Origin of the sequence: Paraburkholderia acidiphila (assembly GCF_009789655.1) — a bacterium.
Taxonomy (GTDB): Bacteria; Pseudomonadota; Gammaproteobacteria; order Burkholderiales; family Burkholderiaceae; genus Paraburkholderia; species Paraburkholderia acidiphila.
This window is the reverse complement of sequence record NZ_CP046910.1, coordinates 1,665,505-1,688,375: the sequence shown is the minus strand read 5'-3', so window position 1 is coordinate 1,688,375 and position 22,871 is coordinate 1,665,505. Positions and strand designations below refer to the sequence as shown.

22 protein-coding genes are annotated in these 22,871 nt (G+C 64.8%); 11 read left to right on the top strand and 11 right to left on the bottom strand.

Annotation, left to right across the window (positions count from 1 at the left end):
- Positions 1–77 precede the first annotated feature (77 nt).
- Positions 78–1,004 carry a TOBE domain-containing protein gene (locus FAZ97_RS22065; RefSeq protein ID WP_233271733.1) on the top strand — a complete coding sequence of 309 codons (927 nt, stop codon included), beginning with the start codon at positions 78–80 and terminating at the stop codon, positions 1,002–1,004.
- 26 nt (positions 1,005–1,030) lie between these two features.
- Here FAZ97_RS22065 and FAZ97_RS22060 read toward each other — a convergent pair whose 3' ends face one another.
- On the bottom strand, positions 1,031–1,732 hold the full coding sequence (locus FAZ97_RS22060; RefSeq protein WP_158760527.1) for a phosphatase PAP2 family protein: 702 nt from the start codon (positions 1,730–1,732) through the stop codon (positions 1,031–1,033).
- A 286-nt stretch (positions 1,733–2,018) separates the two neighbouring features.
- Here FAZ97_RS22060 and FAZ97_RS22055 point away from each other — a divergent pair, with 286 nt between their 5' ends.
- Both FAZ97_RS22055 and FAZ97_RS22050 read left to right on the top strand, forming a co-directional pair.
- Positions 2,019–3,197, top strand: a complete 1,179-nt coding sequence (locus FAZ97_RS22055) for an extracellular catalytic domain type 1 short-chain-length polyhydroxyalkanoate depolymerase (protein ID WP_158760526.1) — start codon at positions 2,019–2,021, stop codon at positions 3,195–3,197.
- Positions 3,198–3,298: 101 nt separating this feature from the next.
- Positions 3,299–3,478, top strand: a complete 180-nt coding sequence (locus FAZ97_RS22050; RefSeq protein ID WP_110386165.1) for a DUF3563 family protein — start codon at positions 3,299–3,301, stop codon at positions 3,476–3,478.
- 106 nt (positions 3,479–3,584) lie between these two features.
- Here the strand turns inward: FAZ97_RS22050 and FAZ97_RS22045 are convergent, their stop codons facing one another.
- The 3 genes from FAZ97_RS22045 to FAZ97_RS22035 all read right to left on the bottom strand — a co-directional run bounded on the left by FAZ97_RS22045 (position 3,585) and on the right by FAZ97_RS22035 (position 5,967).
- The gene (locus tag FAZ97_RS22045; RefSeq protein ID WP_158760525.1) at positions 3,585–4,388 is read right to left on the bottom strand and encodes a BPSS1780 family membrane protein; all 804 of its coding nucleotides are present in this window, start codon (positions 4,386–4,388) and stop codon (positions 3,585–3,587) included.
- Positions 4,379–5,386, bottom strand: coding sequence for a homoserine kinase (locus FAZ97_RS22040; protein WP_158760524.1), 1,008 nt, complete (start codon positions 5,384–5,386; stop codon positions 4,379–4,381). Before FAZ97_RS22040 ends, FAZ97_RS22045 begins: the two co-directional genes overlap by 10 nt.
- A gap of 173 nt (positions 5,387–5,559) precedes the next feature.
- Positions 5,560–5,967, bottom strand: a complete 408-nt coding sequence (locus FAZ97_RS22035; RefSeq protein ID WP_158760523.1) for a hypothetical protein — start codon at positions 5,965–5,967, stop codon at positions 5,560–5,562.
- A gap of 215 nt (positions 5,968–6,182) precedes the next feature.
- On the opposite strand from FAZ97_RS22035, the gene FAZ97_RS22030 reads away from it, so the two are divergent.
- On the top strand, positions 6,183–7,706 hold the full coding sequence (locus FAZ97_RS22030; RefSeq protein ID WP_158760522.1) for an AMP nucleosidase: 1,524 nt from the start codon (positions 6,183–6,185) through the stop codon (positions 7,704–7,706).
- A 46-nt stretch (positions 7,707–7,752) separates the two neighbouring features.
- Here FAZ97_RS22030 and FAZ97_RS22025 read toward each other — a convergent pair whose 3' ends face one another.
- The 4 genes from FAZ97_RS22025 to FAZ97_RS22010 form a co-directional block, all read right to left on the bottom strand.
- Entirely contained in the window at positions 7,753–8,052 is a 300-nt protein-coding gene (locus tag FAZ97_RS22025) for an addiction module antidote protein (RefSeq protein WP_158760521.1), read from the bottom strand.
- Positions 8,053–8,055: 3 nt separating this feature from the next.
- On the bottom strand, positions 8,056–8,352 hold the full coding sequence (locus FAZ97_RS22020) for a type II toxin-antitoxin system RelE/ParE family toxin (protein ID WP_158760520.1): 297 nt from the start codon (positions 8,350–8,352) through the stop codon (positions 8,056–8,058).
- 355 nt (positions 8,353–8,707) lie between these two features.
- Positions 8,708–9,235, bottom strand: coding sequence for a chromate transporter (locus FAZ97_RS22015; RefSeq protein ID WP_158760519.1), 528 nt, complete (start codon positions 9,233–9,235; stop codon positions 8,708–8,710).
- Positions 9,232–9,837, bottom strand: coding sequence for a chromate transporter (locus FAZ97_RS22010; RefSeq protein ID WP_158760518.1), 606 nt, complete (start codon positions 9,835–9,837; stop codon positions 9,232–9,234). Before FAZ97_RS22010 ends, FAZ97_RS22015 begins: the two co-directional genes overlap by 4 nt.
- Before the next feature lie 99 nt (positions 9,838–9,936).
- Between FAZ97_RS22010 and FAZ97_RS22005 the strand changes: the two genes are divergently transcribed.
- Complete coding sequence (locus FAZ97_RS22005) at positions 9,937–10,863, top strand: transcriptional regulator GcvA (RefSeq protein WP_158760517.1); 927 nt, start codon at positions 9,937–9,939, stop codon at positions 10,861–10,863.
- A gap of 89 nt (positions 10,864–10,952) precedes the next feature.
- Here FAZ97_RS22005 and FAZ97_RS22000 read toward each other — a convergent pair whose 3' ends face one another.
- A complete protein-coding gene (locus FAZ97_RS22000) occupies positions 10,953–11,726 on the bottom strand; it encodes an LOG family protein (RefSeq protein ID WP_158760516.1) in 774 nt (257 codons plus the stop codon).
- A 1-nt stretch (position 11,727) separates the two neighbouring features.
- On the opposite strand from FAZ97_RS22000, the gene polA reads away from it, so the two are divergent.
- The 3 genes from polA (at position 11,728) to FAZ97_RS21985 (ending at position 17,107) form a co-directional block, all read left to right on the top strand.
- The gene (gene polA, locus FAZ97_RS21995) at positions 11,728–14,529 is read left to right on the top strand and encodes a DNA polymerase I (RefSeq protein WP_158761035.1); all 2,802 of its coding nucleotides are present in this window, start codon (positions 11,728–11,730) and stop codon (positions 14,527–14,529) included.
- A gap of 257 nt (positions 14,530–14,786) precedes the next feature.
- Complete coding sequence (locus FAZ97_RS21990; protein ID WP_158760515.1) at positions 14,787–16,163, top strand: NAD(P)/FAD-dependent oxidoreductase; 1,377 nt, start codon at positions 14,787–14,789, stop codon at positions 16,161–16,163.
- A 71-nt stretch (positions 16,164–16,234) separates the two neighbouring features.
- On the top strand, positions 16,235–17,107 hold the full coding sequence (locus tag FAZ97_RS21985; protein ID WP_158760514.1) for a dienelactone hydrolase family protein: 873 nt from the start codon (positions 16,235–16,237) through the stop codon (positions 17,105–17,107).
- Positions 17,108–17,134: 27 nt separating this feature from the next.
- Here FAZ97_RS21985 and FAZ97_RS21980 read toward each other — a convergent pair whose 3' ends face one another.
- Together FAZ97_RS21980 and FAZ97_RS21975 are read right to left on the bottom strand one after the other, a co-directional pair.
- Positions 17,135–18,004, bottom strand: coding sequence for a sulfurtransferase (locus tag FAZ97_RS21980; RefSeq protein ID WP_158760513.1), 870 nt, complete (start codon positions 18,002–18,004; stop codon positions 17,135–17,137).
- Positions 18,005–18,142: 138 nt separating this feature from the next.
- A complete protein-coding gene (locus tag FAZ97_RS21975) occupies positions 18,143–19,249 on the bottom strand; it encodes an aromatic ring-hydroxylating oxygenase subunit alpha (RefSeq protein ID WP_158760512.1) in 1,107 nt (368 codons plus the stop codon).
- Positions 19,250–19,556: 307 nt separating this feature from the next.
- Here FAZ97_RS21975 and FAZ97_RS21970 point away from each other — a divergent pair, with 307 nt between their 5' ends.
- The 3 genes from FAZ97_RS21970 (at position 19,557) to dxs (ending at position 22,743) form a co-directional block, all read left to right on the top strand.
- Positions 19,557–19,871 carry an exodeoxyribonuclease VII small subunit gene (locus tag FAZ97_RS21970; RefSeq protein WP_028202970.1) on the top strand — a complete coding sequence of 105 codons (315 nt, stop codon included), beginning with the start codon at positions 19,557–19,559 and terminating at the stop codon, positions 19,869–19,871.
- Positions 19,868–20,749 (top strand): polyprenyl synthetase family protein, encoded by an 882-nt coding sequence (locus FAZ97_RS21965; RefSeq protein WP_158760511.1) that lies wholly within the window; start codon positions 19,868–19,870, stop codon positions 20,747–20,749. The genes FAZ97_RS21970 and FAZ97_RS21965 overlap by 4 nt, the downstream gene beginning before the upstream one ends.
- Positions 20,750–20,835: 86 nt before the next feature.
- Entirely contained in the window at positions 20,836–22,743 is a 1,908-nt protein-coding gene (dxs, locus tag FAZ97_RS21960) for a 1-deoxy-D-xylulose-5-phosphate synthase (RefSeq protein ID WP_158760510.1), read from the top strand.
- Positions 22,744–22,871 lie beyond the last annotated feature (128 nt).

Below are 22,871 nucleotides of genomic sequence, written 5' to 3'. Positions count from 1 at the left end.
TCTCTATAATTCCTGCGGTGTTCGGCGGACCACGCCGAACCATCGCTTGTTTCGTCCTGTTTTTGCTTGTTCTGCGCATGATGAATCCCACTGACCCGAACTCACCCTCTCCCGACGCGGGCCACGCCGATGCCGGTTCCCCAGACACATCCCAACGCTCCGAAGCGCCGGAACTCGGTCTGGGCGGCTCGGTCTGGTTTCAGTCCGGCCAGCAGATGCTCGGCGGCGCGGCGCGCGTCGCGCTGCTCGAAGCGATCCGTGCGACTGGCTCGATCACAGGCGCCGCGAAGGCAGTTGGCATGAGCTACAAGGGCGCCTGGGACGCCGTCGACGTCATGAACAATCTCGCGGGCGAGGCGCTCGTCGTCCGTGCGACGGGCGGCAAGGGCGGTGGCGGAACGACGCTCACGCCGCGGGCGCTGCGGCTCGTCGAAACGTTTCGTGCCATCGAGCGCGAGCACCGGCGCTTTATCGAGCATGCGGCGCACGCGCTCGGGGCCATTTCGAAAGAAGGGGGCGACGCACAGGCTGGCGGTTTCGCGCGCGATCTGGCCGTGCTCGGGCGCTTCGCCATGCGCACGAGCGCGCGCAATCAGCTTTTTGGCACCGTCTCGGCAATCGTGAGAGGCGCAGTGACCGACGAGGTGTCGATCGCGCTGCCCGGCGGCGAAGCGCTCGTCGCCACGATTACGCGAGAGAGCACCGAGGCCTTGGGGCTTGGGGAAGGCGCGCCTGTGGTGGCGCTCGTGAAGGCGACTTCGGTCGTGCTGGTCGCGAGCGCGGCGGACGCGGCGCGGCTTTCGGCGCGCAACCGGCTTAGCGGAACGATCGAGGTCGTGCGGCGTGGCGCCGTGAACGCCGAAGTCACGCTCGCCCTGCCGGGCGGCAGCGTGATCGCGGCCATCGTGACCGACGCGAGCGTGGACGCGCTCGGATTCGCCCCAGATCAAGCGGCGACGGCCGTGTTCAAGGCTTCGAGTGTGCTGCTAGGCGTGGCCGGCTGAGCGTCTGAGCTGCGGCCAGCGAGCGCTCAGGCGTGGCGTTGCGGGGGCGGCGTGAGACCGTTGCGGGTTTGCGAGACGGGCGCGACGGGCGCGCGGTTGGTGCGATTGGCCTTCCATTTGGCGCGCACGTAGGGCCGATCGTGGCCCGAAACGGTCAGCGCGATGTTCGTGACCCAGCGGTGCGTGGGCACATGCACGTTGTGCAATGCGACCGTGAGTGCCGCGAGGCTCAGCGCGACGACCGCCGCCGAAATGCGCTGCGCCTGCGCCTGCCACCAGTACCGCGCGAATACGAGCGCGGTGAGCGCCCCGACCACACAGCCGGTGACAGCCTCGGAAGGCGAGTGGGCGTCGAGCACCACGCGCGAGAGCGCGACCGCGATTCCTACCGCGAGCCCAACGGTCACGCCTGCGGCGCGCACGAACGACGGTGTGCCTTGCAACACGAGGAAAAACGCAACGGGATAGACGGCCGTGGAAAGCATGGCGTGGCCGCTGATGCCCGTGAAATCCAGTTCCCTCACCCCTACGCCCCAGCCGAGGAACGCGATTTTCGTGAGCGTCACGAGGCCGATTGCCAGGCCGAGCAGGAACACCCAGCTCGCCGCCATGCGCCACGAGTAGCCGACCATGAGCCACAGCGCGATCGCCAACGCGAGCGGCAGCGTGAGGCCTGCGCCGCCGAGGTTGGTAATCGAGTACCAAAGGTGAATCGGTAAATCTGGCATGAGTCCGTACTACTGGCTATCTGAAGAGAATCCCGGGATTGCAGGTGCCAGGCGCTACCTGGTAGCTACTCAACGCGCGAGGCGCCTGGCTGGCCGACACACGCGTACGACAAGCATCCAGTATAGCCGCGTCGCATAAACGAAGGCGTGCGCCCTCGAACGTAGACAAGGACGGAATCGAACTGTTCCGATCTGCAGTCACGCTCAAATGGTGTTATTGTGCGTTGCACAACGACGGATCGCGGCAAAACGCCACGATGTGTCAGACCCTTTTACGAGGCCATAGATGACGAAAAATCTGACGAAGCTATGGGCAGGTGGCATGCGACGTCTGCTCGCCATCCAGACCCGGGCTACCCGCGACGCCCTGAAAAGCGCGGGGATCGATACCCCCAGGCCGCAGGCAATCTGGCGCGCCGCTCAGGCCGTAGCCGAGCAGGCGGCGAAGCACGCGCCGGCGCAGGCGCGCAGCGGCGCGCCGGTGCGCGAGTCGCGTGTGGGTCCGCGCGCGGCCGCCTGGGCCGCGGGCGTTTGGGACCGCGCCGAGCACCTTGTACCGGCGAACGCCCTGCATGCCGGGCGCTCGCTGCCTTACGGGCTCTATTTGCCGCCGGGGCACAAGACGGCTGGCATGCCGCTCGTCGTGATGCTGCACGGCTGCAAGCAATCGATGGACTCCTTCGCGGAAGGCACGCGCATGAATCTGCTCGCCGACCGCCATGGGTTCGCGGTGGTGTACCCCGAGCAGTCGGAGCGCGCGCACCCGCACCAGTGCTGGCATTGGTATGACTCGCGCGACGCGGCGGGCGGCGGCGAAGCGGCGGCCGTTGTTTCGCTGGTCGATACACTCATCGAGGAGCATGGGTTCGACCGCTCGCGCGTCTATCTGGCGGGCCTGTCGGCGGGCGCAGGGCTCGCCATGCTGCTCGCGGTGCGCTCGCCCAGCCGTTTCGCAGCCGTCGCGCTGCACTCCGGCCCCGCTTTCGGTGAGGCACGCTCAGGTGTCACGGCGCTCGACGTCATGCGGCGCGGCGTGCGCCACGATCCGGTGGCGCTCGTCGATACCCAGTTGGGCGCACGCATCCATCCGGGCATGCCGGCGATCGTCGTGCAAGGCGATGTCGATGCAGTGGTCGCGCCCGTCAACGCGGAACAGCTCGCGGTGCAAGTGTTGCGCTTGAACGGCCTTGCAGATTCGCGCGGCGTGCGTCAGGGCGTCGTGTCGCACGAGACGTTCAAGGACGGCTATCGCGAGCAGGATTACGAACTCGATGGCGCGAGCGTCGTGCGGCTGTGCCGCGTGGCGGACCTCGACCACGCGTGGAGCGGCGGCGACGACACCGTGCCGTTCCATTCCTCCACGGGACCCGACGCGAGTTCGCTGATCTGGGACTTTTTCGAATCGCATCGCCGCGAGGCGATCGACGAGGCCTACGACGACGAATTGACGCAGGACGCAGGGTAACCGCCGCTGCGAGCAATTTAGGTGTTTACCCTGAATAGGGTTTACCCTATAATGGCTTCATTCGATTCGCGGGCACGTGCCCGCCAAAGAAGGGCCAAATCATGTACCTGCTCAGCCGTCTTTTCCTGTTCCTCTCCGAAACCGCCGAAACGCGTCGCCAGCAGCGCGAGGAAGCGTATCTCGCGCAGTCCGTCGACATCTACGATCTCGAATTCCGTATGCGCAAGATGGATCGCGAGAAGGCCACGCGCCACCCGTCGTGGATGAACCACTACGGCTAAGCAGGAATGCTGTGCCCCTCTAGATGAAGGGGCAAAATGAGAACGGCGCCCAGGGCGCCGTTTTTGCGTGCAAGCGTGCATGGCCGGCGCTTCAGCGCCACGCCGTTCAGCGGCCCGAGTCCGGCATTTCGGCGGGCTGCTTTTCCTGCACCCCGTAGCAGCCGCGATAGGTCGCGTAGAACGAGCAATAGAGCATCGTCGTCACGATGATGAGCGCGGGCATCAGGATCGCCACCGTGAAGTCGCCCGCGCCGAGCGCACGCAGCAGCGTCGACAGGCCGATCGACACGACGGTCGAGACCGCGAACCACAGCGCGCCGTACACCATGAATGCGCCCTTGTTGCGCCAGCAGCTCACGATGCTGAAGAACATCGCCTTCACGGGCGGCACGTCGTGCCATGCCGTGAGCACGGGCGCGAACCAGAACAGCATCGACACCGGCACGTAGCAGAGCAGCGAGGCGAGCACCGCAAGCGGCACGTCGCTGTTGGCGAGGGCTTCGGCGTCGAGGTCGCCGCCGATCGTCATCAGGCGCAATAGCGCGCCGCCGTCCACGAACGCAGACGCGGCCAGCACCAGCAACATCGCTACCACGTAAACCGCCCCGAGTACCAGAAGGTGCTTCGCCACGTTGCTGCCGTAGGAACGAAAGCCGTCGATCAGGATGGTCGGGAACACCGGCTTGCCTGCGATCGTGTCGCGGCACGCCGCCATGAAGCCGACGGCCACGCCGGGCACGAACAGCAGCGGCAGCACGCCGCCGATCACGGGAATGGCGGAAATCAGCGTCATCGCCAGCAAATAGGCGAAAAACAGCGTGAGAAACGCGAGCGGATTGCGGCGGAACAGCCAGATACCCTGGCGGAACCAGACGTAGCCCGCCTTCGCGGGGACTTCAATTAGTTGCATGGGCGATGGGGCAAGGCGTGATAGGAGCCCGCCTCGCTGCCAGCGAGGCGCTCGCGAAGAATGCGCTCGAAATGGCCGGGATCATGCGGCTTGAGCAGTTCGGCCGAGCGGGGCAGGTGGAAATCATACAGGCGCGAGACCCAGAAGCGGTACGCACCTGCGCGCAGCATGTCCAGCCAGTGGCGCGCCTCTTCCGGCGTGAAGGGGCGCACGGTCTGGTAGGCGCGCAAGAGCGCGTCGGCGCGCGCCGTGTCGAGCTTGCCGGTGGCGAGGTCGACGCACCAGTCGTTCACGGTCACGGCTACGTCGAACAGCCACTTGTCGCAGCCGGCGAAATAGAAGTCGAAAAAGCCGCCCAGCCGGACTTCGTGGCCCGGCGCCGGGTGCGAGTGCGCGAACATCGCGTTGTCGCGGAACAGATCGCAATGGCACGGACCGCCCGGCAGCGCCGCGTAGTCGGCCGACGCGAAGAACGCGCGCTGGTGGTCGAGTTCGCTCGTGACGAGCGTGCGCTGGGCGTCGGTCAGGAACGGCAGCACGGTCGGCACCGTTTCTTCCCACCACGCAAGGCTGCGCAGGTTCGGCTGGTCGCCGCGGTAATCGCGGCCCGCCAGATGCATGCGCGCGAGCATCTGACCCACCTCCGCGCAGTGCTCGACGCCGGGCGCGAGTTCGGGCTTGCCTTCGAGCTTCGAGACGATGGCCGCGGGCTTGCCGAGCAGCAGGCCGAAAAGTGCACCGTCCTTGCGCGGCATGGGGTCGGGTACCGGCACGCGATGCGAGGCGAGGTGCCGCATCAGGTCGAGGTAGAACGGCAGTTGTTCGGCCGTCAGCTTTTCGAAGATCGTCAGGACGTATTCGCCGCGCGTCGTCGTCAGGAAGAAGTTGCTGTTTTCGATGCCGGACTGGATGCCGCGAAATTCGACGACTTCGCCGAGATCGTAGTCGCGCAGCCATTGGGCAAGCTCTTGGTCGGTGACAGCGGTGAAGACGGCCATGCAAGAAGGTCGGTTGATTGGTAATGGCGGGTCGGGGAACGCTGCGTCGTGCTGCCCGAGGGGCTTGCGAGCGTGTCCGGCTCAGGCGCGATGGCGGCGGCCCGGCTTATGGGGCGGCGCGCATGGCGGTGGCGCTGGCATGCCCCATTCAGGCATGCCAGCGCCCAGATGGCTCAGTAATGCAGGTTGATCGACGGCAGGCGCGTGCTGGCCTGGCCGTTGCTGCGTACTTGCGGCGAGGTGTCGGGATTCGCGCTCATCGTGTAGCGCGTGCCGAAGTTCGAATGCACGTTGATCTCGACGGGCTTGCCCTTGTCGCGGTATTCGGTGATTTCGGTGCCGTTGCGGCTCACTTCGTGATAGCTGGGCTCGCGCGGCACGTCGTTGATGTTGACCTTCGAGGTGACGCGTGCAGCCGGCTGGTTGTTGATCGCGGCCAGGTCGGGCAGGCCCGCGCGTTCGTTCTCGGACTGCGCGGATTGTGCCTCGACGGCGGTCTTTGCGTCGTCGGCCGGCGCGGCCATGGCGATCCCGCTGAAAGCGAGTGTCACCGCGACGGCGGCAAGAAGGTGCGACTTCATGGTCATTCTCCGATGGAATGCCCCAATTCTAGCAAATCCGGGCGCTTCGCCCCATGTCGCGCAAGCGCTGCGGCCCGCGCCCGGCGGGCGGTGCGCGGCGTCCGCAGCCCGCGCGAGAGCGGCGTTGCAAAAGCCATGGGCGCGGCGAGGTTCGTCGCCAGAAATTCTTATCTTCCGTGGTAATGTGGACCTATCAAACGGAGAGGCGAACGAAGATGAACAACGACTACCTGCGGCCCCTCATGACGCCGGCGCACGACTTCCCGGACGAATCTTTCGAAGACGCCGCCGACGCCGTGGCGCGCCTCTCGAGCATCTACGAAGCGAATACGTCTTTCCTGCGCGACGCGTTTGCGCGCTATCGCCGCGGCGAGGCGTTCGAGCGCCGCGTGCGCGCGTGCTACCCGTTCGTACGCATCCGCACCAACGTCAACACGCATATCGACTCACGCCGCTCGTACGGCTTCGTGGCGGGCCCTGGCGTGTTCGAGACCACCGTCACGCGGCCCGACCTGTTCGGCAATTACTATCGCGAGCAGTTGCGTCTGCTTGCGAAGAACCATCACGTGGGTATCGAAGTGGGCGTGTCGGATCAGCCGATCCCCGTGCACTTCGCGTTCGCCGAAGGCATCCACCTCGAAGGCGATCTCGACCGCGAGCGCCTCTTCGCCATGCGCGATGTGTTCGACGTGCCCGATCTCGCGCAGCTCGACGATCGCATCGTGAACGGCACCTACGAGCCGGAACCGGGCGAGCCGCATCCGCTTGCACTTTTCACCGCGGCGCGCGTGGATTTTTCGCTGCATCGGCTCAAGCACTACACGGCCACGTCGCCCACGCACGTGCAGAACTACGTGCTCTACACGAACTACCAGTTCTATATCGACGAGTTCGTGAAGCTCGGCCGCGCGATGATGGCGCATACCGACGACGCCGACCTGCGCAACTACCGCAGCGAATACACCTCGTTCGTCGAGCCCGGCGACGTGGTCACCTACAACGCGAATCTGGGCGAGCAGGACGACGAAGGCACGGCGCCGGCGCGCCTGCCGCAAATGCCGGCCTACCACCTCAAGCGTGCGGACGGCAGTGGCATCACGATGATCAACATCGGCGTGGGACCGTCGAACGCGAAGACGATCACCGATCACATTGCCGTGCTGCGTCCACATGCGTGGATCATGCTTGGCCACTGCGCGGGCCTGCGCAATACGCAGCGTCTCGGCGACTACGTGCTCGCGCACGGCTATGTGCGCGAGGATCACGTGCTCGACGCCGATTTGCCGCTGTGGGTGCCGATTCCGGCGCTCGCGGAAGTGCAGCTCGCGCTCGAGCGCGCGGTCGCGGACGTCACGAAGCTCGATGGCGTGGAACTCAAGCGCGTGATGCGCACGGGGACGGTGGCGAGCGTCGACAACCGCAACTGGGAGCTGCGCGATCATCGCGAGCCGGTGCAGCGCCTATCACAGAGCCGCGCGATTGCGCTCGACATGGAAAGCGCGACCATCGCCGCGAACGGATTCCGCTTTCGCGTGCCGTACGGCACGTTGCTGTGCGTTTCCGACAAGCCGCTGCACGGCGAGCTCAAGCTGCCGGGCATGGCCGATTCGTTCTATCGCGCGCAGGTCGATCAGCATTTGCAGATCGGCGTGAAGGCGATGGAGATTCTGCGCACGAATGGCTTGCACAAGCTGCATAGCCGGAAGCTGCGTAGTTTTGCGGAGGTGGCGTTTCAGTAGGCTGCAGTCACGGCGTGCATGCGCGCGCCGGGGCGTACTCCGGTTCTCATCGCCCGCCGAGGGGCTTGTACACCGTTTGCACGCCGAGCGCGCGCAACACCTTCTGGATTGTCTCGAAGCGAGGGTGGGCGCCCGGCGCGAGCGCCTTGTAAAGGCTCTCCCGCCCGAGGCCCGCGTCGGCGGCCACTTTTGCCATGCCGCGCGCTCGAGCAACGGCCGCGATTGCGGCAAGCAGAACGTCGGGATTCGGATCCTCGGCGGATGCGGCAAGGAACTCGGCGATGGTTTCTTCGCTGTCGAGATAGTCTGCCGCGTCGAATTGGGCGTATGTCGTCGTGCCTGGCATCATTCACTCCGTCAACTCTCGTGCCATCTGTATGGCACGCCTGATGTCCTGATCTTGCGAGGATTTGTCGCCCCCGGTCAGCAGGACATAGACAACTGTTCCTCGGCGCGTGTAGTAGACGCGATAACCTGGGCCGAAGTCGATCTTCATTTCGCAAACGCCTTCGGAAAGAACGCGATAGTCACCGAAGTTTCCATGTTGCGCGCTGACGAGGCGCGCAGCGATACGAGCCTTGGCACGGGCATCTCGTAGTTTCTTAAGCCACTGGTCGAAATCCGCGGAGCGAACCAGTGTGATCATGTTGATTGTATCCATTTGGATACGAAAGGGCAAGCGGCGATGTTTTGTTTGCTTATCGCGGCACAGAGATGCTCAGTCATTGCCGTGTACTCCGGTCGTTGCGGTGAGTACCGGATTTTCCGCCTGCTGTGTCTTGATTCTTCTTGAAAATATCCCGCAAACAATGCCGCGCTTATCCAGCGCCCGGCAAGGTCAGAGTCTCATTGAGTTCTTCTGCAAGATGGAGAATGCATCGTATAACTAAATAATTTGCCTGAGCAAGGTGTCGCAGTCCGTATCGTGGAATATGCTCTGAGCCAGGCGTGCGGGGGCGCTCCGCAAAGTCCGAAGAAACGCCCGAACCCCCACCGTCACCTCACTGCCCAAACCCCATCAAGCCAATCAAACTCCCCGCGCCAAGCAGCCACAACGGATGAATCTTCGTGCGAAACGCGAGCACGGCGCACACGCCGGTAATCGCCCACGCGATCCACGAAGGATCCGATGCCTTCGCAATCAGCACCGCACTCGCGGCCACGAGGCCCGCCGTCACCGGCACGAGCCCCTTTTGCGCGATGCGCCGCCACGGGCGGTCCTTGAAGCGGTCCCACGCATGCAGCGCGGCGATCGTGACGAGCGACGACGGTCCGAACTTCGCGATCGACGTGACGAGCATGCCCGCCCAGCCAGCCACGTGCCAACCCACCAGCGTCACGACCATCATGTTCGGGCCCGGGGCGGCCTGGGCAAGCGCGAAGAGCGCGCTGAACTCGCTCGCGGGCATCCAGTGATGCACCTCGACGACCTGACGCTGCATCTCGGGCAGGATCGTGTTGCCGCCGCCGAATGCGAGCAGCGAGAGCTGGCTGAAGATCGCGGCGAGCGCAACGAGTGTGGTGGTCATTGCGATCCTCCTTCCTTGCGCGCCGCGCGGGCCGCGAGCGCGATGCCGACTGGCGTGAGCACGAGCATGGTGGGCAACAGCGGCGTGCGCAGCACGGCAATGGCCACGAAGCCGAGCGCGGCGACGACGGCCGCGGCGGGGTCGCGCCGCAGCGGCAGCACGATCTTCAGCGCCATCGAGACGAGCAGCCCGGCGGCCGCCGCGGCGAGCCCCACGAACAGATGCCGCACGTGCGGGTCGTTCTGCGTGCGCTCGTAGAGCACGCCAAGCCCGATCACGACGAGCGACGGCCCCGCGATCAGGCCGAGGATGCCCGCCAGCGCGCCGCGCCAGCCCTGAAAGCGCATGCCGAGCGCAACCGACAGGTTGATCACGTTGCCGCCCGGCAAAAACTGGCAGAGCCCGAGCAGGTCGGTGAACTCGCTGGCGCTGAGCCAGCGGCGCTGCTCGACGATGGCGCGGCGCGCCAACGGCAGGGCGCCGCCAAACGATGTGAAGCCGAGACCGAGAAAGCCGAAGAACAGATCGCGCACCGTTGGCGTGTGCAGGCCGCAGTCCGCGCCGTGTGAGGCAGCGGCGGGCGATGAGAGGGGTTGTTTCATGAATGGAGGGACCTCTGAGGCAAGTTCGGAGATTAAGCCCAATCGCGCGCGCGGCAAAACGATTTCTATGGCGCGCTCTTGTGATCTACACTCACAAGCATGGCACGCTCCCTTCCTCCCTTTCCCGCGCTGCGCGCGTTCGAAGCCGCAGCGCGGCACAACAGCTTCTCCGCGGCGGCGGGCGAGCTCAATGTGACTCACGGTGCCATCAGCCGGCAGGTGGCCGCGCTCGAGGCATGGGTCGGCGTGCAGGTGTTTCACCGGCACGGCAAGCGGGTCGCGCTGACCGAGGACGGGCGGCGCTACCTGGCCGCCGTGCAATCGGCATTCGACGACATCGCGCGCGCAACCAACCAGCTGCGCGACACGGGCGTGGTGCACGTGCTGCGCGTGAACGCGCTGCCGACCTTCGCAATGAAATGGCTGCTGCCCCGGCTCTCGCAGTTTCAGCGTCTCGCGCCGAACGTCGAGTTGCGACTGTCCACCTCGAACGCGCCGGTCGAGACGCTTGAAGGCTTCGACGTGGCCGTGCGGCGCGGACCGGCCCACTGGCCCGACTGCGAGGCCGGCCATTTTCTCGACGAGATGGAACTGCCGGTGTGCAGCCCGGCGCTGCTCAAACGCGCGCCCATTCATCAGGCAAGCGATCTTGCGCGCCATGTGCTGCTGCATTCGGACACGCGGCCCGATGCGTGGCGTACCTGGCTTGCGGCTGCGGGCGTGAAAGCCAAATGCCGCAAGAAGCAGTCGTTCGACCACTTCTATCTGGCCTTGCAGGCTGCCGTGGATGGTCTTGGCGTGGCGCTCGGCCCGCTGCCGCTGCTCGACGACGAACTTGCGTCGGGGCGGCTGGTCACTCCGCTCGAGGGGCCGCACCTCGACGCGCGCGGTTACTGGTGGGTGGCGCGCCGCGAGGTGGCGCAAGCGCCGCTCGTTTCGCAGTTTTGCCGCTGGCTGGAGGAGCAGGCGAGCGCGCGGGCGCAGCGCGGTGCGTCCGGCGTGCCCGCAAGCGCGGAGAAAGCATGAAGGGTGTGATGCGCTCAAGCGCGAGCGGTGCGCAGGCCTACGAAAAGATTAACCGCAAGCCATCCGCACGCCGCGCTTGAAGCGATGCATCAGAGATAGAACATCCGGTCTTCGTCGGAGTCGCGGTCGCGGTCGCGGCGCGCCGGGTGTTCCTTGCCGGTATCTTCTGCGGTATCGGCATCTTCGTAGAACTTGAGAACGGCTTCGAGCACCTGGTCCGGGTCGTCGATCACCTGCATCAAGTCCATGTCTTCGGGATTGATGAGGCCCATCGGCACGAGCGCCGAGCGGAACCACTCGAGCAGGCCCTTCCAGAACGTGCTGCCGACCAGAATGATGGGCACGTGACGCGATTTTTTCGTCTGGATGAGCGTGAGCACTTCGGCCAGTTCGTCGAGCGTGCCGAAACCGCCAGGCATGACGATCACGGCGTCCGAGTTCTTCACGAAAGTGACCTTGCGCGTGAAGAAGTGGCGGAAGCGCAGCGAAATGTCCTGCCATTGGTTGCCCGACTGCTCGTGCGGCAACTCGATGTTCAGGCCCACCGAAGGCGACTTGCCCGCATGGGCGCCCTGGTTCGCCGCTTCCATGATGCCGGGGCCACCGCCGGAGATCACGGCGAAGCCCGCGTCCGAGACTTTTCGCGCGATCGTGCTGGCGAGCTGGTAGTACTCCGACTCCGGTTTCAGGCGGGCGGAGCCGTAGATGCTGACCGCTGGCCGGATCTCGGACAGGTACTCGGTCGCCTCGATAAACTCTGCCATAATCGTGAACATCTGCCACGATGCGCGCGCCTTCTTGGCCGTCGCGCGCTCTTGATCTGCGAGTGAACGCAGACTCGGAATCACTTTTCTCTTGTCCATAATGCCTGAAGAACTACGCGTGGAAACGAAGCTACAAAATGAGCTGGAAGGTAAGACCTTGCTGCTGGTCGACGGTTCTAGCTATCTCTATCGGGCCTTCCATGCGATGCCGGACTTGCGCGGTCCTGACGGCGAACCGACGGGCGCGCTCTACGGCATCATCAACATGCTGCGTCGCATGCGCAAGGACGTTACGGCAGAGTATAGCGCGTGCGTGTTCGATGCCAAGGGTAAGACGTTCCGCGACGACTGGTACCCCGAGTACAAGGCCAACCGGCCTTCCATGCCCGAGCCGCTGGCAGCGCAAATCGAGCCCATTCACACGGCCGTGCGCGCGCTCGGCTGGCCGTTGCTGATGATCGAAGGCGTCGAGGCCGACGACGTGATCGGCACGCTCGCGCATCAGGCGGAAAGGTTCGGCATGAAGGTCGTCGTTTCCACGGGCGACAAGGACCTCGCGCAGCTCGTCACGGACCACGTCACGCTCATCAACACGATGACGAACGAAACGCTCGATCGCGAAGGCGTGATCGCGAAGTTCGGCGTGCCGCCCGAGCGCATCATCGATTATCTCTCGCTCATTGGCGACACCGTCGACAACGTGCCGGGCGTGAACAAGTGCGGTCCGAAAACCGCCGTGAAGTGGCTCACGCAATACGATTCGCTCGATGGCGTGATCGCGCATGCGGACGAAATCAAGGGTGCCGTGGGCGGCTATCTGCGCGACGCGCTCGACTTTCTGCCGATGGCGCGCAAGCTCGTGACGGTGGAAACGGCTTGCGATCTCGCGCCGCATCTCGAGTCGATAGAAGCGTCGCTCGCCACGCGCCCCGAAGCGCGCGAAGAACTGCGCGATATTTTCGCGCGCCACGGTTTCAAGACCTGGCTGCGTGAAGTGACCGAAGCAAGCCAGCAGAGCGAAACGGTGCCTGCTGCGACCAAAGGCGACGCGCCCGAGAAAGACGCGATCGTGCAGCCCGCGCTTTTCGTCGATGCACCGCGCCACTACGAAACGATCCAGACGTGGCCGCAGTTCGATACGTGGCTCAAGAAAATCGAGGCCGCGGAACTCGCCGCGTTCGACACCGAGACCACGGCGCTCGACCCGATGGTCGCGAAGCTCGTTGGCATGTCGTTCTCGACGGAGCCGGGCGTGGCCGCGTATTTGCCGCTCGCGCATCGTGGCCCTGACGCGCCCGATCAATTGCCGCAGGACGAAGTGCTCGCGCGCCTGAAGCCGTGGCTCGAAAGCGAGAAGCACAAGAAAGTCGGCCAGCACATGAAGTACGACGAGCAGGTGCTCGCGAACTACGGTATCGAATTGAATGGCGTGGAGCATGACACGCTGCTCGAATCGTATGTGCTCGAATCGCATCGCAGTCACGACATGGACAGCCTTGCGTTGCGCCATCTCGGCATCAAGACGATCAAGTACGAAGAGGTGGCGGGCAAGGGTGCGCAGCAGATCGGCTTCGATGAAGTCTCGCTCGAAAAGGCCGCAGAATACGCTGCCGAAGACGCCGACGTCACGCTGCAACTGCACCGCGCGCTCTATCCGCAGATCGCACCGGAGAAGGGCCTCGATTACGTCTATCGCAACATCGAATTGCCGACGTCGCGCGTGTTGCGCAAGATGGAGCGCAACGGCGTGCTCATCGACACCGAACGGCTCGACAAGCAGAGCGCGGAAATCGCTGTGCGGCTCATTACGCTCGAACAGGAAGCGTATGCGCTCGCGGGCGGCGAATTCAATCTGGGGTCGCCCAAGCAGATCGGCCAGATCTTCTTCGAGAAGCTGCAATTGCCGGTTGTGAAGAAGACGCCGAGCGGCGCGCCTTCCACCGACGAAGAAGTGCTGCAAAAGCTCGCCGAAGACTACCCGCTGCCCAAGATCCTGCTCGAGCATCGCGGTCTTGCCAAGCTCAAGTCCACGTACACGGACAAGCTGCCGCGCATGGTCAATGCGCAAACGGGCCGCGTGCACACGAACTACGCGCAGGCCGTGGCGGTCACGGGGCGTCTTGCGTCGAACGATCCGAATCTGCAGAACATTCCCGTGCGCACGGGCGAAGGGCGCCGCATTCGCGAAGCGTTCATCGCGCCGCCGGGTCACAAGATCGTTTCCGCCGACTATTCACAGATCGAACTGCGCATCATGGCGCATATCTCGGGCGACGAGTCCTTGCTCGCGGCGTTCGCACGCGGCGACGACATTCACCGCGCCACGGCGGCCGAGGTGTTCGGCGTCACGCCGCTCGAAGTGAGTTCGGACCAGCGGCGCATCGCGAAGGTCATCAATTTCGGCCTGATTTACGGCATGAGCGCGTTCGGGCTTGCATCGAATCTCGGCATCACGCGCGACGCGGCGAAGCTTTATATCGACCGCTATTTCGCGCGCTATCCGGGTGTTGCGCGCTACATGGACGAAACGCGCATGGACGCGAAATCGCGCGGCTATGTGGAGACCGTATTTGGCCGCCGTCTGTGGCTGCCCGAGATCAACGGCGGCAACGGGCCGCGCCGCCAGGCCGCCGAGCGCGCCGCCATCAACGCGCCCATGCAGGGCACGGCCGCGGACCTCATCAAGCTTTCCATGGTCGCGGTGCAGAAGTGGCTCGACGAACGCAAGATCGGCACGAAGATGATCATGCAGGTGCACGATGAACTCGTGCTCGAAGTGCCGGGCGACGAACTCGCCGAGGTGCGCAAGCGCTTGCCCGAACTGATGTGCTCGGTGGCGCAGCTCAAGGTGCCGCTCGTGGCCGAAGTGGGCGTGGGCGAGAACTGGGAAGAGGCGCACTGAAGATGTCCCGAAGGCGCGTTCAAGCGCTTAGTGAAGCTCTACTAAGTACATACTGAATGCGCTTTACCGCAACAAAGACGTAACTGCGCGCGCGCGATAAGGCAAGCCTCGCGTGCGTGATGTCGCGAATGCGCGCCGCAAGGGTTGCCGCCGCGCGCTCCGTCAGCCGACAATGATTTGATCGAAGGCCGGTGCCTCGCTGTGATGTTGCCGATGCATCGGCCTTTCTATCGCCTTTCGACATGCACGGAGAGTCTATGCATCGCTTTATCGTTGTGGGAGGAGGCGCAGGCGGGCTGGAACTGGCAACACGGCTCGGCGATCGTTACGGCGAAGCGCGCGCGAAGCGGGGCAAGCCGCAAGCGGCATCGGTCACGCTGGTCGACCGCAATCCAACGCATATCTGGAAACCGCTCCTGCACGAAGTCGCGGCGGGCAGCATGGATCCGTTCACGCATCAGCTCGAATATCCGGCGCAGGCGCGCTGGCATGGCTTCGAGTTCCAGCAAGGCGAGCTGACCGGGCTCGACCGCGCGGCGAAACGCATTACGCTCGGGCGCGTGCTCGACGAAGACGGCGCGGAAATGCTGCCCGAGCGCGTGCTCGAGTACGACACGCTGGTGCTTGCAATCGGCAGCACGACGCACTTTTTTGGCGTGCCGGGCGCGGCGGAGAACTCCATCGCGCTCGACACCGTCGAGCAAGCCGAGCGCTTTCGCAAGCGTCTGATCGCCGCCTGCATGCGCGCCGAACATCTGGCGCCCGAAAAAGTCGCGGCGGAGGTCACGGCGGACGATCTCTCGCCAGCCATGGAGGGGGGGGCCGAGCCGCGCGTGCAAGTGGCGATCATCGGCGCAGGCGCGACGGGCGTCGAGCTTTCCGCCGAGTTGCGCAACACCGCGCAGGTGCTGTCGGCCTACGGGCTGCACAAGCTCGATCCGCGGCACGACGTGGGCATTGTGCTGATCGAGGCGGGCACGCGCATCCTGCCCGCGCTGCCCGAGCGCGTGTCTTCGGCCACGGCGGAACTGCTGAACAAGCTCGGTGTGAAGCTGCTGACTGGCGAGCGCGTGACCGAGGTCGCGCCAGGCGTCGTGCGCACCGCGAGCGGCAAGAACCTGCGTGCGGACCTCACGGTTTGGGCCGCGGGCATTACCGCGCCGGCTGTGCTCTCGCGGCTCGACGGCCTCACCGTCAACAAGCTCGGCCAGCTGATCGTGCGCCGTACGCTGCAAACGGAACTCGACGACAACATCTTTGCGCTCGGCGACTGCGCGGCCTGCGAATGGCCGGGCCACGAACGCGGTGTGCCGCCGCGCGCGCAGGCCGCGCACCAGCAAGCCACGTTCCTGTTCAAGTCGCTCGGCAATCTGCTCGCCGGCAAGCCGCTGGAGGAATTCACCTATCGCGACTTCGGCTCGCTGGTGTCGCTCGGCCACTTCAGCGCGGTCGGCAATCTCATGGGCGGGCTGATCGGCGGGAATATGTTGATCGAAGGATTGTTTGCCCGTTTCATGTACATGTCGCTGTACCGGCTGCACATCGCGGCGCTGCACGGCTACGCGCGCATGGTGCTCGATACCTTCGCGCACTGGCTGCGCCGCACGACGCTGCCGCGTGTAAAGCTGCACTGAGCGGCGCTCGCGTCCCTGGGACGCGGCGCTATTCCGATCGTTTCCGCTGTTTGACCGCTGAGGAGCGTTGCATGCTGAAACCCGAAGTCGATAGCCTCGTCCCGCACGTCCCGTTCAACCGGCGTACCTTCATCAAGGCGGCGCTCGGCAGTGGATTCGCCGCTGCCGTACTGCCCGTCTCCGCGCAAACCATTCACACCGACAGCGAAGGTCTCGAAGCCGGCGAGATCGGCTTCGAGTCGAATGGGACGCTCATCCCGGCGTATCGCGCGCAGCCGCGCGGCAAGACGCATCTGCCGGTCATCATCGTGATTCACGAGATCTTCGGTGTGCACGAACATATCGCCGATGTGTGCCGCCGCTTTGCGAAGCTCGGCTATCTGGCCATCGCGCCGGACTTCTTCGTGCGCCAGGGCGATGCCTCGGTGTATCCGACGATTCAGCAGATCAACGAGAACATCGCGAGCAAGGTGCCCGACGCCCAGGTGATGGGCGACATCGACGCCGCGATTGCCTGGGCGGGCGAACATGGCGGCGACACGAAGCGCGTGGGCGTGAACGGTTTTTGCTGGGGCGGCCGTTATTCGTGGCTCTATGCGGAGCACAACCCGCACATCAAGGCGGCGGTGGTGTGGTATGGGCGCGTGGCGGGCCCGCACACCGCGAATGCGCCGAGCAATCCGCTCGATCTCGCGAACACCTTGCAGGTGCCGGTGCTTGCCATGTACGGCTTGCAGGACCAGAGCATCCCGCAGGACACGCTCGAGCAGATGAAGGCCGCCATCGCGCAAGCTCCGCAGGGCGGCCGCGGCTCGCAGATCGTCGTGTACAACGACGCGGGCCACGCGTTCTTTGCGGACTACCGCCCGAGCTATCGCAAGGCCGATGCGGAAGACGGCTGGAAGCGCGCGATTGCCTGGTTCAAGGAGCACGGCGAGAGCTGACGCCGTGCCTTGTTCCGTCGTCCCGGCTTAGGGATTGGGGCCCGTGGCGACCGGCCGCGACGGGTCGGCGCTCCATTCGCTCCACGATCCCGGGTAGAGCGCCGCGCCGTGCAGGCCGGCAATCTCCATCGCGAGTGCGTTATGGCACGCGGTCACGCCCGAGCCGCATTGCAGGACCACGTGTTCGGGCGTGATGTCCGGCAGCACGGCGGTGAAATCCTCGCGCAGCGTATGCGCCGACTTGAAGCGGCCGTCCGGCGTGAGGTTGTCCTGATAGAACCGATTGCGGGCGCCTGGTATATGGCCGCCCACCGGGTCGATCGTTTCGTTCTCGCCGCGATAGCGGTCGGCGGCGCGCGCGTCGAGGACCGTGAGTTCATGCGTGGCGAGATTGCGGACGATGGCCTGAGCGTCCACCGTCACCTGGAGCGGAGCAGCGGCCTTAAAGGTGCCGCGCGCGGGTGCGGGCACATCGCGCAGGAGCGGGAAGCACGCTGCCTCCCACGCCTTGAGGCCGCCGTCGAGCACGGCCACCGAATCGTGGCCGAGCCAGCGCAAGAGCCACCACAGGCGCGCGGCGTAGGCGCCGCCTTGCGCGTCGTACGCGACGACCTGCTGGCCTTCGTTGAGTCCGCGCAGCGAGAGCGTGGCGACGAGCGCCGAGCGGTCGGGCAGCGGATGACGGCCGTTCCTGCCGGTCTTCGGGCCCGAGAGGTCGCGGTCCAGATGCAGGTATTGCGCGCCGGGCAGATGGCCGAGCGCATAGGCGTTCTCACCGGCGGCGGGGTCGGCGAGATCGAAGCGGCAGTCGAAAACCAGCACGCTGCCCGGCGCGGCGGTCAGGCGTTCGTGCAGATTGGCGGCCGAGATCAGCGTGGTGTAGTGCGTGTGGGGCATGACGGCTCCTTGAATCGTGCAAGGCCGCCATCTCCAGCTATACAACGGCCCGATGCCGTCAGTCTAAACAAAAAGACGGGCCTAAGCCCGTCTTTCCGTGATGCGTTCGAGTCGTCGCCGGCTTGCGCCTGCCGGGCCTCAGATCGGTCCCAGCTCGCGCCGCAGGAACTCGTGGAAGTGCTGCATGCCGTCTTCCATCGGGCTCTGGTACGGGCCGACTTCCGAAACGCCGCGCTCGAAGAGCGCACGGCGGCCGGCGTCCATGCGCTCGGCAATTTCGTCGTCTTCAACCGCCGTTTCCATATAGGCGGCGCGCTCGGCCTCGACGAACTCGCGCTCGAACAGCGTGATTTCCTCGGGGTAGTAGAACTCGACGATGTTCGTCGTTTTCTGCGTGCCCTGCGGGATGAGCCACGAAACGACCAGCACGTGCGGATACCACTCGATCATGAGATTCGGGTAGTACACCATCCAGATCGCGCCGAACTCGGGCGGCACGCCATTGCGGAAGCGCAGGACCTCGTCGTGCCACTTGCGGTACGTCGGGCTGCCCGGCTTGCCGAGGTGATTGTGCACGCCGACCGTCTGCACGCTATACCACTCGCCGAATTCCCACTGGAGGTCGTCGCACGACACGAAGTTGCCCAGACCCGGGTGGAACGGCACGACGTGATAGTCTTCCAGATAGACCTCGATGAAGGTCTTCCAGTTGTAGTTGCACTCGTGGACCTCGACGTGATCGAACATGTAGTCCGTAAAGTCGAGGTGTTTCGCCGGCCCAAGGCGTGCGAGATCGCGCGCGACGTCGCGGCCCGCGGATTCGAAGAGCAGCCCATTCCACTTCTGCAGCGGCGAGCTGTTCAGGTTCAGGCACGGCTTGTCCGCGAAGTGCGGCGCGCCGAGCAGTTCGCCCTTGAGGTCATAGGTCCAGCGATGCAGCGGACATACAATGTTGTCTGCCGTGCCGCGACCGTTTAGCATGATGGCCTGGCGGTGCCGGCACACGTTCGAGAGCAGTTCGATCTCGTGGCTCTGGTTGCGAACGAGCACGCGGCCTTCTTTCTCGCCAGGCAGCGCAAAATAGTTTCCCGCCTCGGGCACCATGAGTTCGTGCCCGACGTAGCGAGGACCCTTCTGGAAAAGCGTGTCGATTTCGCGCTTGAGTAGCGCTTCGTCAAAATAAGCGGTGACTGGCAGCTGGCTGTGGATAGACTTCAGCTGCAATGCATTGCTCAGATTGGACATTCCCACTCCCGATGAAGACGTGAAAGCAGTGAACAACCCAACCATCGAATATTCGATTTAGGGAGCCGGCGATTATACCCGGTTACCTCGTCAAGGGGTAGCTAAGTGACTGATTTTTGCCAAAATTACACCGGAAAGACGGCAGGAAATCAGGAAATATGAGACAAATGCACGGGTAATCGGGCCTGCCGGAACGGATCTGTACTGGCCCCGAGGGTGTGGTCGAGAGGGTACACAAGCCGGCGAGCGGGTCGAAAGGGACCTTTTGCCGTAGAATGTCCGCCTTGTTTCATTCTGGCGACGACTCATGGCGAAATCCGCAACGAAAGACCGCGCTGGCGCGGGCGAAAGCGCAGCCGGGCTGGCCGAGGGCGAAGCCCTGCCCGAGAGCTACGAGGCAGCGCTTGCGGAGCTCGACGGACTCGTTGCACGCATGGAAGGCGGCAGCCTGAGCCTGGAAGAATCGCTTGCGGCATACCGCCGCGGCGCGGCGCTCGTGCGCTTTTGCCAGCAGCAGCTCGAAAAGGTTGAACAACAGGTGCGCGTGCTCGACGGCGAGACGTTGCGGCCCGTGCCCCTCAATACGACAGACTCCGCAGCGGGCGGAGACGACGATCTATGACATTTGACCAATGGACCCGGCAGGTACTCGACCGGGTCGAAAGCGCGCTCGATCACTATTTGCCGGCTGCCGACGTGCTGCCGGCGCCGCTGCATGACGCCATGCGTTATGCCGTGATGGGCGGCGGCAAGCGGGTGCGTCCGCTCTTGTGCCACGCAGCGGGCGAACTCACGAACGCCACGCCCGAAGCGCTCGACGCGGCGGCCTGCGCGCTCGAAATGATTCACGTCTACTCGCTCGTGCACGACGACATGCCGTGCATGGACGACGACGACATGCGTCGCGGCAAACCCACCGTACACGTCAAATATGACGAACCGACGGCGCTCCTCGTGGGCGATGCGCTGCAATCGCAAGCCTTCATCACGCTGACGTCCGACGTGCTCAGCGCCGAGCGCCAAGCCTCGCTCGTGCGCGAGCTCGCGCTGGCGAGCGGCTCGATCGGCATGGCCGGCGGCCAGGCCATCGACCTCGCAAGCGTGGGCCATTCGCTTACCCGCGAGCAGCTCGAAACGATGCACCGCCTGAAGACCGGCGCGCTCTTGCGCGCTTCGGTCCGCATGGGCGCGCTGGCGGGCGAAACGCCTTCGGCGCAGAGCCTTGCCGCGCTCGACAAGTACGCAGCGGCTGTGGGCCTCGCATTCCAGGTGGTGGACGACATTCTCGATGTGACCGCCGACTCGGCGACACTGGGGAAAACCGCGGGCAAGGACGCGAAGGACGGTAAGCCGACCTACGTGTCGATTATCGGTCTTGATGCCTCGCGTGCACTCGCGCAGCAGTTGCGCGCCGACGCGCACGCGGCGCTCGAACCGTTCGGCGCGCGCGCTCAGCGCCTCGCCGAACTCGCTGACCTGGTGGTGAACCGGGTGAGCTGATCGCGCCAACCCGCCCACGCGCATGAAATGGGATGTAATGCGCAGAACAAGTGCGGGAGCGCCAGTTTTCCTACAATGGAACGACGATGTACGACTTGCTGAAAACCATTGACGACCCGGCGGATTTGCGCCGCCTTGATCGCCGCCAGTTGCAACCGCTTGCCGACGAACTGCGTGCCTTCGTTCTCGAGAGCGTCTCGCAAACGGGCGGCCACCTGTCGTCCAACCTCGGTACGGTCGAACTGACGATCGCGCTGCACTACGTGTTCGACACGCCGCGCGACCGCATCGTCTGGGACGTGGGCCATCAGACCTATCCGCACAAGATCCTGACGGGCCGCCGCGACCAGATGTCGACGCTGCGCCAGCTCGGCGGCATTTCGGGCTTCCCGAAACGCGACGAGTCGCCGTACGACACCTTCGGCACCGCGCACTCGAGCACGTCGATCTCGGCGGCGCTCGGCATGGCCGTCGCGAGCAAGCTCAAGGGCGACAACGCCATGGGCATCGCCGTGATCGGCGACGGCGCGATGACGGCCGGCATGGCGTTCGAGGCGCTGAACAACGGCGGTGTCGAAGACGACGTGCCGCTGCTCGTGATCCTCAACGACAACGACATGTCGATTTCGCCGCCGGTTGGCGCGCTCAATCGCCATCTCGCGCGCCTCATGTCGGGCCGCTTCTACGCTGCCGCACGCGCAGGCGTGGAGCGCGTGCTGCGCCATGCGCCGCCGGTGCTCGACCTCGCGCGCAAGCTCGAAGAGCACGCGAAGGGCATGATCGTGCCGGCCACGCTGTTCGAGGAATTCGGCTTCAACTACATCGGGCCGATCGACGGCCACGATCTGGATTCGCTGATCCCGACGCTGCAGAACATCAAGGAACTGCGCGGCCCGCAATTCCTGCACGTCGTGACGAAGAAAGGCCAGGGCTACAAGCTCGCCGAAGCCGACCCGGTCCTGTACCACGGTCCCGGCAAGTTCAACCCGGCCGAAGGCATCAAGCCGTCCGCAACGCCCGCGAAGAAGACCTACACGCAGGTGTTCGGCGAATGGCTGTGTGACGCGGCCGAGCTCGACCAGCGTGTGATCGGCATCACGCCGGCCATGCGCGAAGGCTCGGGCATGGTGGAGTTCGAAAAGCGCTTCCCGGACCGTTACTACGACGTGGGCATCGCCGAGCAGCACGCGGTGACGTTCGCAGGCGGTATCGCGGCCGAGGGCCTGAAGCCCGTGGTCGCGATCTACTCGACCTTCCTGCAGCGTGCGTATGACCAGCTGATCCATGACGTGGCGCTGCAGAACCTGCCGGTCGTGTTCGCGATCGACCGCGCGGGCCTCGTCGGCGCCGATGGCGCGACGCACGCGGGTGCCTACGATCTGGCGTTCATGCGCTGCATCCCGAACATGATGATCATGGCGGCGTCCGACGAAAACGAATGCCGTCAGATGCTCTACACGGCGCTCCAGCAGGACTGCCCGACGGCCGTGCGCTATCCGCGCGGCGCGGGCACGGGTGTCGCGACCGTCAAGCAGATGGCCGCGCTGCCGGTGGGCAAGGGCGAAGTCCGCCGCGAGAGCAGGGCGCCGGCAGGCAGCCGCATCGCGATTCTCGCGTTCGGCACGATGGTTGCGCCGTCCCTCGCCGCAGCCGAAGAGCTGGACGCTACCGTGGCGAACATGCGCTTCGTGAAGCCGCTCGACGCGGATCTCGTGAAGCAGCTGGCCGAGACGCACGACTACCTCGTGACCGTCGAGGAAGGCTGCATCATGGGCGGCGCCGGTTCGGCCTGCGTGGAAGCCCTCCTTGAAAGTGGGGTTATCAAGCCCGTACTACAATTGGGCCTCCCCGACCGCTTCATCGACCACGGCGACCCGGCCAAGCTGCTGGCGGGCTGTGGGCTCGACGCAGCAGGGATCGCGAAGTCCATTCGCGAACGCTATCTCGACAAGGCGGCGAATGTGTCCGGCAAGTCGGTGATGCGCGTCGCGTAAGGTCGACTGAGGCTGCTATAGGTTAATTGGCGCCTCGCGCCAGACCATTCACATTTGAACTGGCGGGCGGGTTTCGTACCCGGCTTTCCGCCAGCAAACGCCGGCTCTTGCCGGCGTTTGCCATTTGC

Coding starts and splice junctions, on each gene's coding strand:
- FAZ97_RS22065 (WP_233271733.1), top strand. CDS start 78: ATGATGAATCCCACTGACCCGAACTCACCCTCTCCCGACGCGGGCCAC.
- FAZ97_RS22060 (WP_158760527.1), bottom strand. CDS start 1,732: ATGCCAGATTTACCGATTCACCTTTGGTACTCGATTACCAACCTCGGC.
- FAZ97_RS22055 (WP_158760526.1), top strand. CDS start 2,019: ATGACGAAAAATCTGACGAAGCTATGGGCAGGTGGCATGCGACGTCTG.
- FAZ97_RS22050 (WP_110386165.1), top strand. CDS start 3,299: ATGTACCTGCTCAGCCGTCTTTTCCTGTTCCTCTCCGAAACCGCCGAA.
- FAZ97_RS22045 (WP_158760525.1), bottom strand. CDS start 4,388: ATGCAACTAATTGAAGTCCCCGCGAAGGCGGGCTACGTCTGGTTCCGC.
- FAZ97_RS22040 (WP_158760524.1), bottom strand. CDS start 5,386: ATGGCCGTCTTCACCGCTGTCACCGACCAAGAGCTTGCCCAATGGCTG.
- FAZ97_RS22035 (WP_158760523.1), bottom strand. CDS start 5,967: ATGAAGTCGCACCTTCTTGCCGCCGTCGCGGTGACACTCGCTTTCAGC.
- FAZ97_RS22030 (WP_158760522.1), top strand. CDS start 6,183: ATGAACAACGACTACCTGCGGCCCCTCATGACGCCGGCGCACGACTTC.
- FAZ97_RS22025 (WP_158760521.1), bottom strand. CDS start 8,052: ATGCCAGGCACGACGACATACGCCCAATTCGACGCGGCAGACTATCTC.
- FAZ97_RS22020 (WP_158760520.1), bottom strand. CDS start 8,352: ATGATCACACTGGTTCGCTCCGCGGATTTCGACCAGTGGCTTAAGAAA.
- FAZ97_RS22015 (WP_158760519.1), bottom strand. CDS start 9,235: ATGACCACCACACTCGTTGCGCTCGCCGCGATCTTCAGCCAGCTCTCG.
- FAZ97_RS22010 (WP_158760518.1), bottom strand. CDS start 9,837: ATGAAACAACCCCTCTCATCGCCCGCCGCTGCCTCACACGGCGCGGAC.
- FAZ97_RS22005 (WP_158760517.1), top strand. CDS start 9,937: ATGGCACGCTCCCTTCCTCCCTTTCCCGCGCTGCGCGCGTTCGAAGCC.
- FAZ97_RS22000 (WP_158760516.1), bottom strand. CDS start 11,726: ATGGACAAGAGAAAAGTGATTCCGAGTCTGCGTTCACTCGCAGATCAA.
- polA (WP_158761035.1), top strand. CDS start 11,728: ATGCCTGAAGAACTACGCGTGGAAACGAAGCTACAAAATGAGCTGGAA.
- FAZ97_RS21990 (WP_158760515.1), top strand. CDS start 14,787: ATGCATCGCTTTATCGTTGTGGGAGGAGGCGCAGGCGGGCTGGAACTG.
- FAZ97_RS21985 (WP_158760514.1), top strand. CDS start 16,235: ATGCTGAAACCCGAAGTCGATAGCCTCGTCCCGCACGTCCCGTTCAAC.
- FAZ97_RS21980 (WP_158760513.1), bottom strand. CDS start 18,004: ATGCCCCACACGCACTACACCACGCTGATCTCGGCCGCCAATCTGCAC.
- FAZ97_RS21975 (WP_158760512.1), bottom strand. CDS start 19,249: ATGTCCAATCTGAGCAATGCATTGCAGCTGAAGTCTATCCACAGCCAG.
- FAZ97_RS21970 (WP_028202970.1), top strand. CDS start 19,557: ATGGCGAAATCCGCAACGAAAGACCGCGCTGGCGCGGGCGAAAGCGCA.
- FAZ97_RS21965 (WP_158760511.1), top strand. CDS start 19,868: ATGACATTTGACCAATGGACCCGGCAGGTACTCGACCGGGTCGAAAGC.
- dxs (WP_158760510.1), top strand. CDS start 20,836: ATGTACGACTTGCTGAAAACCATTGACGACCCGGCGGATTTGCGCCGC.